General features: G+C 40.7%; 14 protein-coding genes and 3 tRNA genes. 7 read left to right on the plus strand and 10 right to left on the minus strand.

From position 1 onward, the window contains the following. Genes Q9Q86_RS10820 through Q9Q86_RS10830 form a run of 3 tightly spaced genes read left to right on the plus strand, consistent with a single transcriptional unit; the run spans window position 1 to window position 1,192 of the window. Window positions 1–528 (plus strand): Na+/H+ antiporter subunit E, encoded by a 528-nt coding sequence (locus tag Q9Q86_RS10820; protein WP_099949289.1) that lies wholly within the window; start codon window positions 1–3, stop codon window positions 526–528. After that, entirely contained in the window at window positions 525–800 is a 276-nt protein-coding gene (locus Q9Q86_RS10825; RefSeq protein ID WP_004916826.1) for a monovalent cation/H+ antiporter subunit F, read from the plus strand. Before Q9Q86_RS10820 ends, Q9Q86_RS10825 begins: the two co-directional genes overlap by 4 nt. Window positions 801–811: 11 nt before the next feature. Continuing rightward, entirely contained in the window at window positions 812–1,192 is a 381-nt protein-coding gene (locus tag Q9Q86_RS10830) for a Na+/H+ antiporter subunit G (protein WP_112987100.1), read from the plus strand. A 64-nt stretch (window positions 1,193–1,256) separates the two neighbouring features. Here the strand turns inward: Q9Q86_RS10830 and Q9Q86_RS10835 are convergent, their stop codons facing one another. From Q9Q86_RS10835 to tpiA, 9 genes are all read right to left on the minus strand, one after another. Beyond that, complete coding sequence (locus Q9Q86_RS10835; RefSeq protein ID WP_112987099.1) at window positions 1,257–1,658, minus strand: ribosome-binding factor A; 402 nt, start codon at window positions 1,656–1,658, stop codon at window positions 1,257–1,259. Then, entirely contained in the window at window positions 1,658–4,372 is a 2,715-nt protein-coding gene (gene infB / locus Q9Q86_RS10840; RefSeq protein ID WP_112987098.1) for a translation initiation factor IF-2, read from the minus strand. Before infB ends, Q9Q86_RS10835 begins: the two co-directional genes overlap by 1 nt. A 10-nt stretch (window positions 4,373–4,382) precedes the next feature. Then, window positions 4,383–5,867 (minus strand): transcription termination factor NusA, encoded by a 1,485-nt coding sequence (nusA, locus tag Q9Q86_RS10845; protein WP_112987097.1) that lies wholly within the window; start codon window positions 5,865–5,867, stop codon window positions 4,383–4,385. A 37-nt stretch (window positions 5,868–5,904) separates the two neighbouring features. Continuing rightward, a complete protein-coding gene (rimP, locus tag Q9Q86_RS10850; RefSeq protein ID WP_004916844.1) occupies window positions 5,905–6,429 on the minus strand; it encodes a ribosome maturation factor RimP in 525 nt (174 codons plus the stop codon). A 198-nt stretch (window positions 6,430–6,627) separates the two neighbouring features. Further along, a tRNA-Met gene (locus Q9Q86_RS10855) sits at window positions 6,628–6,704 on the minus strand. 85 nt (window positions 6,705–6,789) lie between these two features. Next, a tRNA-Met gene (locus tag Q9Q86_RS10860) sits at window positions 6,790–6,866 on the minus strand. Between the two features lie 43 nt (window positions 6,867–6,909). After that, window positions 6,910–6,994, minus strand: a tRNA-Leu gene (locus Q9Q86_RS10865). Window positions 6,995–7,051: 57 nt separating this feature from the next. Then, window positions 7,052–7,381, minus strand: a complete 330-nt coding sequence (gene secG, locus Q9Q86_RS10870; RefSeq protein ID WP_004916847.1) for a preprotein translocase subunit SecG — start codon at window positions 7,379–7,381, stop codon at window positions 7,052–7,054. A gap of 12 nt (window positions 7,382–7,393) precedes the next feature. After that, on the minus strand, window positions 7,394–8,185 hold the full coding sequence (gene tpiA / locus Q9Q86_RS10875; protein WP_112987172.1) for a triose-phosphate isomerase: 792 nt from the start codon (window positions 8,183–8,185) through the stop codon (window positions 7,394–7,396). A 345-nt stretch (window positions 8,186–8,530) separates the two neighbouring features. Between tpiA and pilB the strand changes: the two genes are divergently transcribed. Genes pilB through coaE form a run of 4 tightly spaced genes read left to right on the plus strand, consistent with a single transcriptional unit; the run spans window position 8,531 to window position 12,967 of the window. After that, complete coding sequence (gene pilB, locus Q9Q86_RS10880; protein WP_112987173.1) at window positions 8,531–10,255, plus strand: type IV-A pilus assembly ATPase PilB; 1,725 nt, start codon at window positions 8,531–8,533, stop codon at window positions 10,253–10,255. A 24-nt stretch (window positions 10,256–10,279) separates the two neighbouring features. Next, entirely contained in the window at window positions 10,280–11,506 is a 1,227-nt protein-coding gene (locus tag Q9Q86_RS10885; protein WP_112987174.1) for a type II secretion system F family protein, read from the plus strand. Further along, complete coding sequence (locus Q9Q86_RS10890; RefSeq protein WP_112987175.1) at window positions 11,506–12,366, plus strand: A24 family peptidase; 861 nt, start codon at window positions 11,506–11,508, stop codon at window positions 12,364–12,366. The genes Q9Q86_RS10885 and Q9Q86_RS10890 overlap by 1 nt, the downstream gene beginning before the upstream one ends. Window position 12,367: 1 nt before the next feature. Continuing rightward, complete coding sequence (coaE, locus tag Q9Q86_RS10895; protein WP_112987176.1) at window positions 12,368–12,967, plus strand: dephospho-CoA kinase; 600 nt, start codon at window positions 12,368–12,370, stop codon at window positions 12,965–12,967. Here the strand turns inward: coaE and Q9Q86_RS10900 are convergent. Next, window positions 12,964–13,875, minus strand: coding sequence for a DMT family transporter (locus tag Q9Q86_RS10900; protein WP_112987177.1), 912 nt, complete (start codon window positions 13,873–13,875; stop codon window positions 12,964–12,966). The genes coaE and Q9Q86_RS10900 overlap by 4 nt on opposite strands. Window positions 13,876–13,878 lie beyond the last annotated feature (3 nt).

A 13,878-nucleotide genomic window follows, 5' to 3' on the forward strand; every position in this document is an offset into this window, starting at 1 on the left:
ATGCAAAAAATCGCTTTGCTTGATCGGTGGTTTCCACACCCATTTGTTTCATTTATGGTATTTCTCAGTTGGTTAATGTTGTCAGGAAGCGTTGAACTATCAACATTATTTCTAGCTACCTTGTTAGCCATTATTATTCCACGATTAGTACGCCCTTTCATCGCACGCACACCACATATACATTGGATACCTGCTATCAAATTATTCTTTGTTGTGTTTTGGGATATCGTGATTTCAAACTTTCGTGTTGCACGGATGGTGCTTGGACCAATAGATCACTTACAACCTAAATGGTATCGAGTGCCGCTTGAAACGGAACATGAAGAAGTGAATACATTACTTGCGATGATCATCACCACAACACCAGGTACAGTTTCAGCAGGTATTGATCAAGAGCGAGGTGATATTCTAGTTCATGCACTCAGTTCAGATAATGCAGAACTTGATATTCAAGAAATCAAAAATAGATATGAAACACCTTTATTGGAGATTTTTAATGTCAAGCCAATGCAAGGAGTAGAACAATGACAATCTTGCCTTATGCTCTTGGTATTTGCTTAATTGCGATTACGATCTCTATGTTTCTTTGCCTAATTCGCTTAATCATAGGACCATCAGTGATTGATCGATTATTGGCGTTGGATACGCTTTTCCTGAACGCGACTTGTCTGATTATCGTTTTAGGTGTGTATTGGGTCAGCACGAATGTCTTTGAAGGCGCACTACTGGTTGCCATGTTGGGCTTTGTGTCAACTGCGGCTCTTGCTCGTTACTTTACAACGGGTCATGTGATCGATTAAGGAGATAAATCATGCAATTTGTTTTTGAAATAATTATTTCCTTCTTTTTGATTTTTGGTGCATTTTTTATGCTGGTAGGTTCTATCGGCATGATTCGTTTACCTGATTTATTTATGCGCCTACATGCACCCACAAAATCAAGCACATTAGGTTTAGGTAGTTTCTTAATCGCTGCGATGATCTTTGGTGCAACTCAAGGAAAATTCGGCTTTGCAGAATTACTTATCACTCTATTTATCTTTATCACAGCGCCAGTTTCAGCCAATTTGATGGCACAAGCTGCGTTACATTTACGATTACGTTCTATGAGTGGTGATGTGCCAGAAGCATTAAATCGTCCTCTACCGTGGCAACGTTATCGTCGTACAGCAAATAAAGAAGATCAGAACTAAACCTTGTGATTTAAACAATATATTCTCATCATAAAAAAGCCACCCGAAGGTGGCTTTTTTAAATTTATTCTTTATCTTCTAGCCCTTGTTCAGGCAGATCCTTGACAGCTTCCGCGATCAAACCAAACATGTAGTTACCGTATGCATTGGTTTTATCATAATGGAAACGCAATCTAGGGGTAATACGTGTCTTAATACGACGACTTAACTCATGACGCAGAAAACCAGATGCTTTATTTAACACATCTAAAGTTTCTTTATTTGCTGCTTCACTTTGCTCATCACCAAGCTCACGCCCCATCACGGTTACATAAACTTCAGCATATCCTAAGTCAGCACTGACTTTGACCGCAGAGATGGTCACTAGACCACCTAAGCGAGGATCTTTAAGCTCCTGACGGATCAACTCTGACAACTCACGTTGTACTGAATCCGCCATGCGCTTTAAGCGTTGGCTACCCGCCATTAAAGACTCCGTTTAACCAATTGAACATCATAAACTTCGATTTTATCAAGTTCTTTGATGTCATTATAACCTTTAACCGCAAGACCACATTCCATACCAGCACGAACTTCTTCTACTACATCTTTATAACGACGTAATGACTCAAGCTCACCTTGGAATACAACCACATCATCACGTAAGACGCGGATTGGTTTGTTACGGTGGATTACACCTTCCATTACCATACAGCCTGCAGCAGCACCAAACTTACTTGAACGGAACACTTCACGAACTTGAGCAACACCCAAGATTGTTTCACGATGTTCAGGAGCAAGTTTACCGCTCATTGCTGCTTTCACGTCATCAATTAATTGATAGATAACGCTGTAGTAACGAATGTCGATACCATCTTGGTCAGATTTTTGACGCGCTGTGTTATCTGCACGAACGTTAAAGCCTAATAAAACAGCTTCAGAAGATTCTGCAAGAGTAACATCAGATTCTGTAATCGCACCAACACCTGAACCAATTACACGTACTTTCACTTCATCAGTAGATAACTCATCAAGTGCAACATGTAATGCTTCTAAAGTACCGCGTACATCAGTCTTAAGTACAACATTCACAGTCGGAACATCTTTCTTGCCCATAGACGCCATGATGTTTTCAAGACGCATAGAGCTTGCACGTTCAAGACGTTTTTGACGTTCACGATCTGCACGAGCATCAGCAACTTCACGTGCTTTCTTCTCGTCATTTACGACTAGAACTTCATCACCCGCCATAGGTGCTTCAGGTAAACCTAAAATTTCAACTGGAATTGATGGTCCAGCCGAAGTAATACGTTGACCATTCTCATCTGACATCGCACGTACGCGACCATAAGATGAACCAGCCAATACAAGATCACCAATATTCAAAGTACCGTTTTGTACTAGGATAGAAGTAACTGCACCACGACCTTTATCAACACGCGCTTCAATTACTACACCTTGTGCCGCACCTTCTGCTGAAGCTTTAAGCTCCATCAATTCTGCTTGGATCAAGATAAGGTCAAGTAAGCTATCGATACCAGCACCTGAATGCGCAGATACTTTTGCAACTGGAACATCACCGCCCCATTCTTCAGGCACGATACCTTTTGTAGTCAACTCATTAAGTACACGGTCAACGTCAGCTGATTCTTTATCCATCTTGTTGATTGCAACAATGATCGGCGTACCCGCTGCACGAGCATGATCAATAGCTTCCGCTGTTTGTGGCATTACACCATCATCAGCAGCAACTACTAGTACTACGATATCTGTTGCTTTCGCACCACGAGCACGCATAGACGTAAACGCTGCGTGTCCAGGTGTATCTAGGAAAGTAATAATACCTTTCTCAGTTTCAACATGGTAAGCACCAATGTGCTGAGTGATACCACCCGCCTCACCAGCTGCCACTTTAGAGCGACGAATACGATCTAATAATGACGTTTTACCATGGTCAACGTGACCCATAATTGTTACAACAGGTGGACGAGTTGTTTGCTCACCACGTGCTTCTTCAGCAGCTTCAAGTAAGTTGTCTTCTGCTTGAGTATCAGAAACTAGTACTGGATTGTGACCTAACTCTTCGACGACAAGTACAGCTGTATCTTGATCAATCGCTTGGTTCTGAGTAACCAACTCACCCATTTTCATGAGTGTTTTGATTACTTCACGGACTTTAACTGCCATTTTTTGAGCAAGATCAGCAACAATGATTTTCTCACCGATCTCAACATCATAAATCTGCTTCTTAACAGGTTTTTCAAAACCATGTTTATTCGCTTGGCTCGTTTTCAAACCACGCTTGTGATGGCTCTTACTGAAACTTTGCTCTGCTTGAGCATCGCCACCACGACCGCTTTTCTTACCAGCACGCGGATTTGCAGTTGCACCACCACGTTTGATTTCACGGTCTTCTTTGTTGAATGAATCTTCATATGCTTGACCAACAAGACCAGCAGCCAAAGGAGAATCATCAATGACGCGAATCGTAGTCGTAGCATCATCATTTGAATATTTTGATGCCATTTTACGCATTTGCTCAAGTGTACGCTGTTGTGCTTCTTCAGCAGCTTTACGGCGTACAGCTTCCTCCGTAGCTTTTAACTGAGCAGCTTGAGCTTCACGAGCTTTTTTCTGTTCTGGCGTTTCTGTTGGCTTAACAACAGGTGCTTTAATAATCTTGTCGCTGTTACGTTTTTTAACGACAACAGCTGTTTTAGCTGGTGCTTGTGTTGAACTGTCAGAAGTATGCTCTGCACGCATTGCTTCTAAAGTTGCATTAGCTTTTTGCTCAGCACTATCACGCGCTTTCTGTTCAGCTTCAACACGTGTTTTTTGTTCAACACGTACTTTCTGATCTGCTTCAGCTCGCGCTTTTACTTCTGCTGCAAGTAACTCAGGGCTCGGTTTCGCAAATACTTGTTTTTTGCGCACTTCAACATTAATGTTTTTAGCTTTACCCGATGTACTTGTTACTTTAGCAGTACTCGTTGTTTTACGTTTCAACGCAATTTTTCCTGTGTTACCACTTTCCTGACCGTGTACTTTTTTCAAATAATTGACCAAAGTATCTTGCTGTTCAGTGGTAATGATGTCATCTGCTTTACGCTGTGGTAGACCTGCATCGCGAACCTGCTCTAGGAGTTTCTCTACAGGACGTTCTACGCTGAGCGCTAACTCTTGAATCGACTTGTCCGTCATCTATTATCTCCTAATTAAACCATGATTCACGTGCTTTCATAATTAACTGACCTGCTTTGTCATGACCTAAACCTTCGATATCTGAGATATCGTCAGTCGCTTGGTCAGCCAAATCATCAATCGTAATCACACCACGCGCCGCCAATGCATATGCAATCTCAGTGGTCATACCTTCCATACCGAGAAGTTCTGCACTTGGCTCTTGAATATTTTCTTGCTGTTTTAACGCATCCGTTAATGCAGCTTCTTTCGCACGACTTTGTAACAATTCAACTAAATCAGCCTCAAGCTCGATTTCATCAAATGTTTCAGCTGGAACATAAGCAATTTCTTCTAATGAAGTAAAGCCCATCTCAACCAATGCCATTGCTAAATCTTCATCAATATCAAGACGAGAAACAAACATATCGAGATATTGTTGAGCTTCATTTTGCTGACGAGCACGATACTCTTCTTCTAACATCATGTCGAGTTTATAACCCGTCAATTCAGATGCCAAACGAACATTTTGTCCTTGTGAACCAATCGCACGCGCCAATTGATCATTGGTCGCAAAAATGATGTCTGCACTGCGTGCATCTTCATCTAATACGATACCAGATACATCTGCTGGCTCTAAAGCACTTGCGATATATTGCGCTGGATCATCAGACCACACCACAACATCGATACGCTCACCATTTAACTCTTGTTGTACTGCTTGGATACGTGTACCACGCATACCAATACAAGCACCAACAGGGTCAATACGGTGGTCGTTAGTTTTCACTGCAATTTTAGCACGAACGCCTGGTTGACGTGCTGCTGCTTTAATCTCAATGATTTCTTCTGAAATTTCAGGAATTTCTTTTTTCATCAATGCAATCAGCATTTCTGGACGTGAGCGAGACAACAAAAGTTGTGCGCCACGACCTTCACGATTCACGCTATATAAAATTGCATTGATACGTTGTTTAGGACGCAAAATTTCTTTATGGATCGTTTCTTCACGCGCCAAATAAGCTTCTGCGTTGTCGCCTAGATCAATGATAAAGCCATCTTTCGTTTGCTTTTTCACCTCACCGTAAATCAACTCGCCGACTTTCGATTCATAAGCATCAGCAACCAATGCACGCTCAGCTTCACGAATCTTTTGTACAATCACTTGTTTTGCGATCTGTGCAGCAATACGACCAAACTCGATTGACTCGACTTCAAGTTCGCGCACATCACCAATCGACCATTTCGATTGATCTACATCTGAAATTGCATCTTGGCAAGCTGGCATTTCATGATCTTCGTCCGCAACAACTGTCCACTGACGGAAAGTACGGTAATCACCTGTTTTACGATCAATCTCAACGCGAAGTTGAGCTTCTTCTGAATGTGTACCTTCGTAAAACTTTTTCTTCGTTGCTGCAACAAGGGCTTGCTCTAACGCTTGGAAGATCGCTTCACGACTAACACCTTTTTCATTACTAACCGTTTCTGCAACGGTAAGAATTTCGCGGCCCATAAGTCACCTACCGATTTCTTATAAAATTAAGTTAATATTAGTCTTGATAGATTAAATTTGCTTTATCAATGTTATTGCTATCAATTTCAAGCACGTGTTTACCTTCCACTTCAACTTGGATTAGTTCATTTTCCAAATCTACAGAAAGTAATTTCGCCTGAAACTTACGACGGTTTTCGACGGCAGCAATCAAGCGTAAAGCCACTTGTTGTCCAATATATGCTGGTAATTGATTTAATTGAAAGAATGGTCGATCCCAACCAGGTGATGATACTTCAAGAGCATATTCACCAGAAATAGGATCATGAACATCAAGCATTGCACCCACTTGTTGTGTAACGAGCACACAATCTTGAACGCCAATACCACGCCCTTGTTCTAATTCACCATCTTCATTCAGAATAGGTTCTGCGTTCTCATCGACAGGTTTATCGATATAAATACGTAATAAAGAACGCTTTCCTTGTGGAAGGAATTCAATCCCCCACAGATCTACACCACACGCAGCTACAGCTGGCGCGATAAGATCATGCAATGCTTGAGATTTATTTGATAATTTCATTTACTCTCGTCGCTCTCATGCGAGCCAATCAATCTTAACCGTATAGTGAAGCACGACTATTTGACCAATTGATGTCGAACACTACACGATAGCTAAACAACCAATAAAAAAGGGCGTAAATCGCCCCTATGTTACACAGAAAAGCATTGCCCACTGTGCAAAAAGGCCCACCTTATTGTGAGCCTCTTTTAAGAAACTTGGTAGCGGGAGCTGGATTTGAACCAACGACCTTCGGGTTATGAGCCCGACGAGCTACCAGACTGCTCCATCCCGCATCAACGTGCAAAAATTATATACAAATATGAAAAAAAGTCAATTTAAGTTTTCATACTTGCTTGATTAAGTTGCACCTTAATCAAATGGTAGCGGGAGCTGGATTTGAACCAACGACCTTCGGGTTATGAGCCCGACGAGCTACCAGACTGCTCCATCCCGCATCAACAAAACACTGCATACACCAAACTTACTGGTTATTAAGTTTGGTGCGGAAGGGGGGACTTGAACCCCCACGCCCGAAAGCACTACCACCTCAAGGTAGCGTGTCTACCAATTCCACCACCACCGCAGCTTTGTGGGACGCATTCTATTCGTTTAAAGCGAAAAAGAAAAGTCCTAAATCAACTTATTCAGTTGTTTTTGGCGCGTTTGATGAAGTTTCAGACGATGAGGCAGGAGCTGTTGTCGTCGTTTGAACTGATTTAAGCGTATATGCATCTGTCGTTTGTTTTTTAGCGAACACAGCCAAAGTTAAACTAGTTACAAAAAATAATGCCGTAAAAATAGCAGTTAAACGGGTCAAGAAGTTACCTGCACCCGAAGCACCAAATACTGTGGCAGCACCGCCACCACCAAAAGATGCGCCAGCTTCAGCACCCTTACCTTGTTGTACAAGAACCAAAGCAATAATCAAAATTGCCAAAATGATATGTACAACGAGTATAAAACTATACATTTCTATTCCTCGTTATTTGCTTTGAGCAAAAGCTTTTGCGATTTGGAAGAAGGATTGCGCATTGAGTGATGCACCACCAACCAGAGCGCCATTAATATCTGGACATGCAGCTAATTCAACAGCATTCTCAGCTTTCACACTTCCACCATACAAAATAGCAATATTTGCTCCAAAAGGTGTGATTTGTTTTAAACCTTCACGAATTTTTGCATGCATCATTTGTGCATCAGCAGGAGAAGCAGTCTTTCCAGTGCCAATCGCCCAAATCGGCTCATAAGCGACCACAATACGCTGCCATTGATCAGGCTTCACAATCGCTGCGATATCACAAATTTGTTGTAATACAACTTGTTCAGCAGCGCCCTGCTCGCGTTGCTCTAAACTTTCACCAACACAATAAATCACAGTCAATCCTGCATTTAAAGCGTTGTTGAGTTTAGCCTTGATGATTTCTACATTATCACCAAATAATTCTCTACGTTCAGAATGTCCAATCAATACAAATTCGATTTGACTATCTTTTAGCAATTCAGCACTGACCTCACCCGTATACGCACCTGTGCCAGCAATTTTGGAAACGTCCTGAGCGACCGTATAGATTGTTCGATTAAATTCAGCTAAATGTGCTTGTATATTTGTAAGCGCAATCGATACTGGAGAAACACCAATATGACATGCCGCTTGAGAAATAGGTTCCTGTTGTAATAACAGTTTAAATTCTTCTATTAATTTTAAAGCGTCAGCATGCATTGGATTCATTTTCCAATTGCCAACAACCCAAGGGGTAATGGTCGAATTCGACATACTCCGCCAACCTACGAATAAATTCTAAAAAATGCTGCATATTTTACACAGTTTTTTAGAAAATTCAGTTTTTTTATATCGTTTGAATTTAAAGCAGTGACTACGGGAAGAAAAAGAGTATTATCAGTTTAACCAAAGTGGATTTGGTTGGCTGAGACATTTATTTATTCAAAACATCATAACTACAAGTTTATGATAAAAATAAATTTGCAAAAGATTCGATCAGTTCAAAGTTTTAAAGCTTAATCAAGTCAAAAACGACACTTTCAATGGTAGTAATTTTACGTAACGAAAGTATAATTTTGATATATAGCTATTATAACCATATTGTCATAAGGCGGACAGATGTCAGGAATACATACGTCTCCAAAATTTTCGGGGTTTATTCGACGCATAGTCGATGATGGTCACATTGCTGCATCAAATATGCAGAGTGCGATTGATGCTGCAAAAAAAGCACAACAAGATATTGTTGCTCACTTAATTGAACATCATCGCCTATCACCTCTGACAATTGCGGAAAGCATCTCTTTAGAGTTTGGTGAGCCACTTTTTGATCTTGCTGTATTTGATACGGCTCTATTACTTCGTGAAATAACTGACAGCAAACTGATTCAAAAACATCGTGTTGTTCCACTCATACAACGTGGTCAGATTTTGTATGTTGCGACCAGCAACCCGACGAATATTGATGCATTAGACGCAATCAGGTTCAATACCAAATTGAATATCGAACCTGTGATTGTTGAGCACAATAAACTCGAAAAACTAATTGAACAGCAGTTTGGAGATAGTGGCAGTTTCGATTTTGGGGAAAATGACGACTTTGACTTAGATAATGTTGATGTTGCATCGACTGATACAAACAACACGACTGAGGATGATGATACAAACCATCAAGATGAATCACCTATCGTCAAATATATCAATAAACTATTGATTGATGCGATTCGTATGGGAGCCTCTGACTTACATTTTGAACCTTATGAAAAAATGTATCGCGTGCGTTATCGTGTGGATGGTGTACTCAGACAAATTGCAAACCCACCACTACAACTCGCAACTCGTTTAGCGTCTCGTTTAAAAGTCATGTCTCAAATGGACATTTCTGAGAAGCGTATGCCTCAAGATGGTCGTATCAAACTTAAACTATCTAAGACTAAAGCGATTGATTTTCGTGTTAACTCACTTCCAACTTTATTTGGAGAGAAACTGGTTCTTCGTATTTTAGATCCTTCAAGCGCAATGTTAGGTATTGAAGCATTAGGCTATGAGGATGAACAAAAAGAACTATTTATGAGTGCATTAGACAAGCCTCAGGGTATGCTTCTGATTACAGGTCCGACAGGTTCTGGTAAAACCGTATCGTTATATACAGGTCTAAATATCTTAAATACAGAAGATACCAATATTTCGACCGCAGAAGACCCAGTCGAAATCAACTTAGAAGGTATTAACCAAGTTAACGTCAACCCTAAAACAGGCTTAACTTTCTCAGCAGCATTAAAAGCATTTTTACGTCAAGACCCTGATGTCATCATGGTCGGTGAGATTCGTGATCTCGAAACAGCTGAAATTGCAATTAAGGCAGCTCAAACAGGTCACATGGTGATGTCAACCCTACATACCAACAGCGCTCCTGAAACACTCACACGACTACGCAATATGGGGGTTCCCTCTTTCAATATTGCAACCTCGGTTAATCTAGTGATTGCTCAACGTTTAGCCCGCCGCCTATGCTCGGAATGCAAACAACCTATCGAGATTCCTAAGCAAAGCCTTTTAGAAATGGGCTTCACTGAACAAGATTTAGCCAACCCTGACTTTCAAATTTTTCAACCTGTCGGCTGCGATGCTTGTCGTGAAGGATATAAAGGGCGTGTCGGTATTTATGAAGTAATGAAAGTGACACCCGAGATTTCCAAGATTATTATGGAAGATGGAAATGCACTACAAATTGCAGCAGCATCTGAAAAGGCTGGTTTCAATAATCTACGCCGTTCTGGTTTAAAAAAGGTCATGCAAGGGATCACCTCTTTGCAAGAAGTTAACCGAGTAACAAGTGAATAAAATCAATAAAAAGGATTAATGGTCATGGCAGCGAAAAAAGCGCAAATGATGCCTACTTTTGCCTATGAAGGGGTCGATCGTAAAGGGGCAAAAATTAAAGGGGAACTTCCAGCACGTAATATGGCTTTAGCAAAAGTCACCTTACGTAAACAAGGTGTGACGATTAAAAATATTCGAGAAAAACGTAAAAATATTCTCGAAGGTTTTATGAAGAAAAAAGTAACGACCTTGGATATTACGGTTTTCACACGCCAATTAGCTACAATGATGAAAGCAGGTGTACCGTTGGTACAAGGCTTTGAGATTGTTGCTGAAGGCTTAGAAAACCCATCCATGCGTGAGGTCGTACTAGGATTAAAAAGTGAAGTTGAAGGTGGTAATACTTTCGCTGGCGCTTTAAAAAAATACCCTCAATACTTCGATACCTTATTTTGTTCACTGGTCGAATCAGGGGAACAGTCGGGTGCTCTTGAGACTATGCTAGATCGTGTCGCGGTATATAAGGAAAAAAGTGAGTTACTCAAACAAAAAATTAAAAAAGCGATGAAATATCCTGCCACTGTTATCGTTGTAGCTGTAATTGTAACAATCATTCTAATGGTTAAGGTAGTACCCGTTTTCCAAGACCTCTTTACATCCTTTGGAGCTGATCTACCAGCTTTTACCCAAATGGTTGTAAATATGTCTAAATGGATGCAAGAGTATTGGTTTATCCTCATTATTGCTATAGGTTTTTTTATCACAGGATTCTTGGAGGCAAAAAAACGTAGTAAAAAGTTTAGAGATACATTGGATAAGCTTGCTCTAAAATTGCCGATTTTTGGAGATCTTGTATATAAAGCAATTATTGCTCGCTATAGCCGCACTTTAGCTACCACTTTTGCTGCAGGCGTACCATTAATTGATGCGCTTACATCCACAGCAGGTGCAACCAATAATGTTGTTTATGAAGAAGCTGTACTTAAAATTAGAGAAGATGTTGCGACTGGACAACAGCTCCAATTCGCGATGCGTGTTTCAAACCTCTTCCCTGCGATGGCAATTCAAATGGTTGCAATTGGTGAAGAGTCTGGCGCTCTTGATTCGATGTTAGATAAAGTCGCAACACACTATGAAAATGAAGTCGACAACGCAGTAGATGGTCTCACTTCAATGATGGAACCTCTTATTATGGCAATTCTTGGTGTATTAGTAGGCGGTCTCGTTATTGCCATGTATCTACCAATCTTCCAGATGGGTTCAGTAGTGTAATGCAATCTTTTTTCTTTTACTTCCTTGAAAATCCAACTGCACTTTACCTTGCAGTTGGATTAATCAGCTTGTGCATCGGCAGTTTTTTAAATGTTGTGATCTTTCGCACTCCAAAAATGATGGAGCAAGAATGGCATCAGGAATGCCAAATGCTTTTACACCCTGAACAGCCGATCATAGATCAGAGCAAGTTAACATTAAGTCAGCCAGCTTCTACTTGTCCTAAGTGTCAAACGCCTATTAAATGGTTCCAGAATATTCCTATTATTAGTTGGTTAGTACTTCGCGGTAAATGTGGCACTTGCCAAAATCCAATCAGCATTCGCTACCCGTTGATTGAATTACTTACTATGATCTGTTCATTGATCGTTGTGGCAGTATTCGGTGCAACAATTCAGATGCTGTTCGGCTTAACTCTAACGTGGGCACTTATTGCACTCACTTTTATTGATTTTGATACACAGTTACTACCTGATCGATTTACGCTACCTTTAGCAGCATTAGGGCTGGGTATCAATACTTTTGCAATCTATACAACGGCTAGTGCTGCGATCTGGGGCTATTTAATCGGTTTTCTATGTCTTTGGATTGTGTATTACCTATTTAAAATCATCACGGGCAAAGAAGGCATGGGCTATGGTGATTTTAAACTGCTTGCAGCCCTTGGTGCATGGATGGGTCCGATGATGTTACCCCTCATCGTATTACTCTCTTCTATGGTAGGCGCAATTATTGGTATTATGCTGATGAAAATGCGCGGTGAAAATCAACCTTTTGCATTTGGTCCTTATATTGCAATTGCCGGTTGGATTGCCTTTCTATGGGGTGAGCAAATTATGAAAGTGTATCTTGGGGGTTAATATGACATTTATCTTGGGGATTACGGGTGGTATTGGGAGTGGTAAATCTGCTGCAACCCAATGGTTTGAGTCCCAAGGTATTGTGGTAATAGATGCAGATATTGTTGCTCGAGAAATCGTAGCACCAAATCAACCTGCTTTAAAAGAAATACACCGTGCTTTTGGAGATTGGGTTCTATTAGAAGATGGAACTTTAAATCGTCGAGCCTTGAGAGAACATATCTTCAGCCATCCTGAAGCACGTATGACATTAGAAAAAATCACACATCCCGCTATTCGCCAATCTATCATTCAACAATTACAACAAGCTGAAAGCCCTTATGTCATTTTAGTCTCACCACTTTTGTTTGAAACTAATCAACATGAACTTGTTCATCATACTTTATTGATCGATGCAAGTGAGCACATTCAATTGGAACGCGCAAGTCAACGAGATGGGCAAAGTGAAGAGCAAATTCGTCATATTATTGCAGCACAAATGCCCCGCTCTGAAAAGCAACGTTTGGCAAATGACATTGTGGTAAATGATGGCCTATTGGAACATCTACACCAACAATTAAAACCATTACATTTCAGTTATCTAAAACGCGCTGAATATTAATTTTTGTTTTGTTGTTCGAGCTGAGCCTCTAAGGTGTCTTTTTGAAACCATCGCCACGGTTGAAGTGCACCAATCGCCATTCCGATCAAACCACTGATAATGGCAAGATTGATTGGTTCATTTAACAAAGGAACAGCGACAACAGCCGCTATAAATGGTGCTAAAGTTACAATACTTCCTGTTTTAAATGCGCCTAACCTTTGAATTGCTGCAACATAAGTCAAAGTCGCAACGATCACCACCAACACACCATGGAAAAGTCCTTGAATCAAGAGGTGAAGAGGTTCTGCATCTTGAAAATGTTTTGGAATAAATAAAATATAAATAGGCAGGTAGATAATCGCAGACCAAATCACTACACCCGCTGTTGAATGCCAAGCAGATAGCTTCCATTGTTTTAGGAGAACGGTAAAAATACCCCACCACACCGCACTAATAAACAGCAACAGATCCCCCCAACCCAATACAGCACTTTGATCATGCAGCATTAAATAACTCATAAGTAATAATGCACTCATCATAATTGCAATACTGAACCACGTATGTTTATCAAAAGGCTGTCTAAATAATAAATATGCAGCAATAGCAGTACACAAAGGGATACAACCATTTAAAAAAATAGCAGCATGTGCAGCTGGGGCATGCAAAAAAGCGGTATATACGGTAAAACAATAGCCTAGCCCGCCGATCAGTGCCAAAATCAAAGGGCGTGGATGCCATAAAAAGGCAAAATCTTTTTTATAAATTAAAACAGGCACTAAAATAACAGAAGCAATTGCAAAGCGCATCGCAACCAAATCCCACATACTGACATGCCAATGCGCATTAAGTCGGGAGAAAATAGTAAATCCGCCCCATATACACATCGTGATCAGGACAAAAAGATAACCTTGCGAGCGAACTGTCATTTT

It is taken from the genome of Acinetobacter sp. A22 (assembly GCF_030913345.1).
GTDB lineage: Bacteria > Pseudomonadota > Gammaproteobacteria > Pseudomonadales > Moraxellaceae > Acinetobacter > Acinetobacter junii.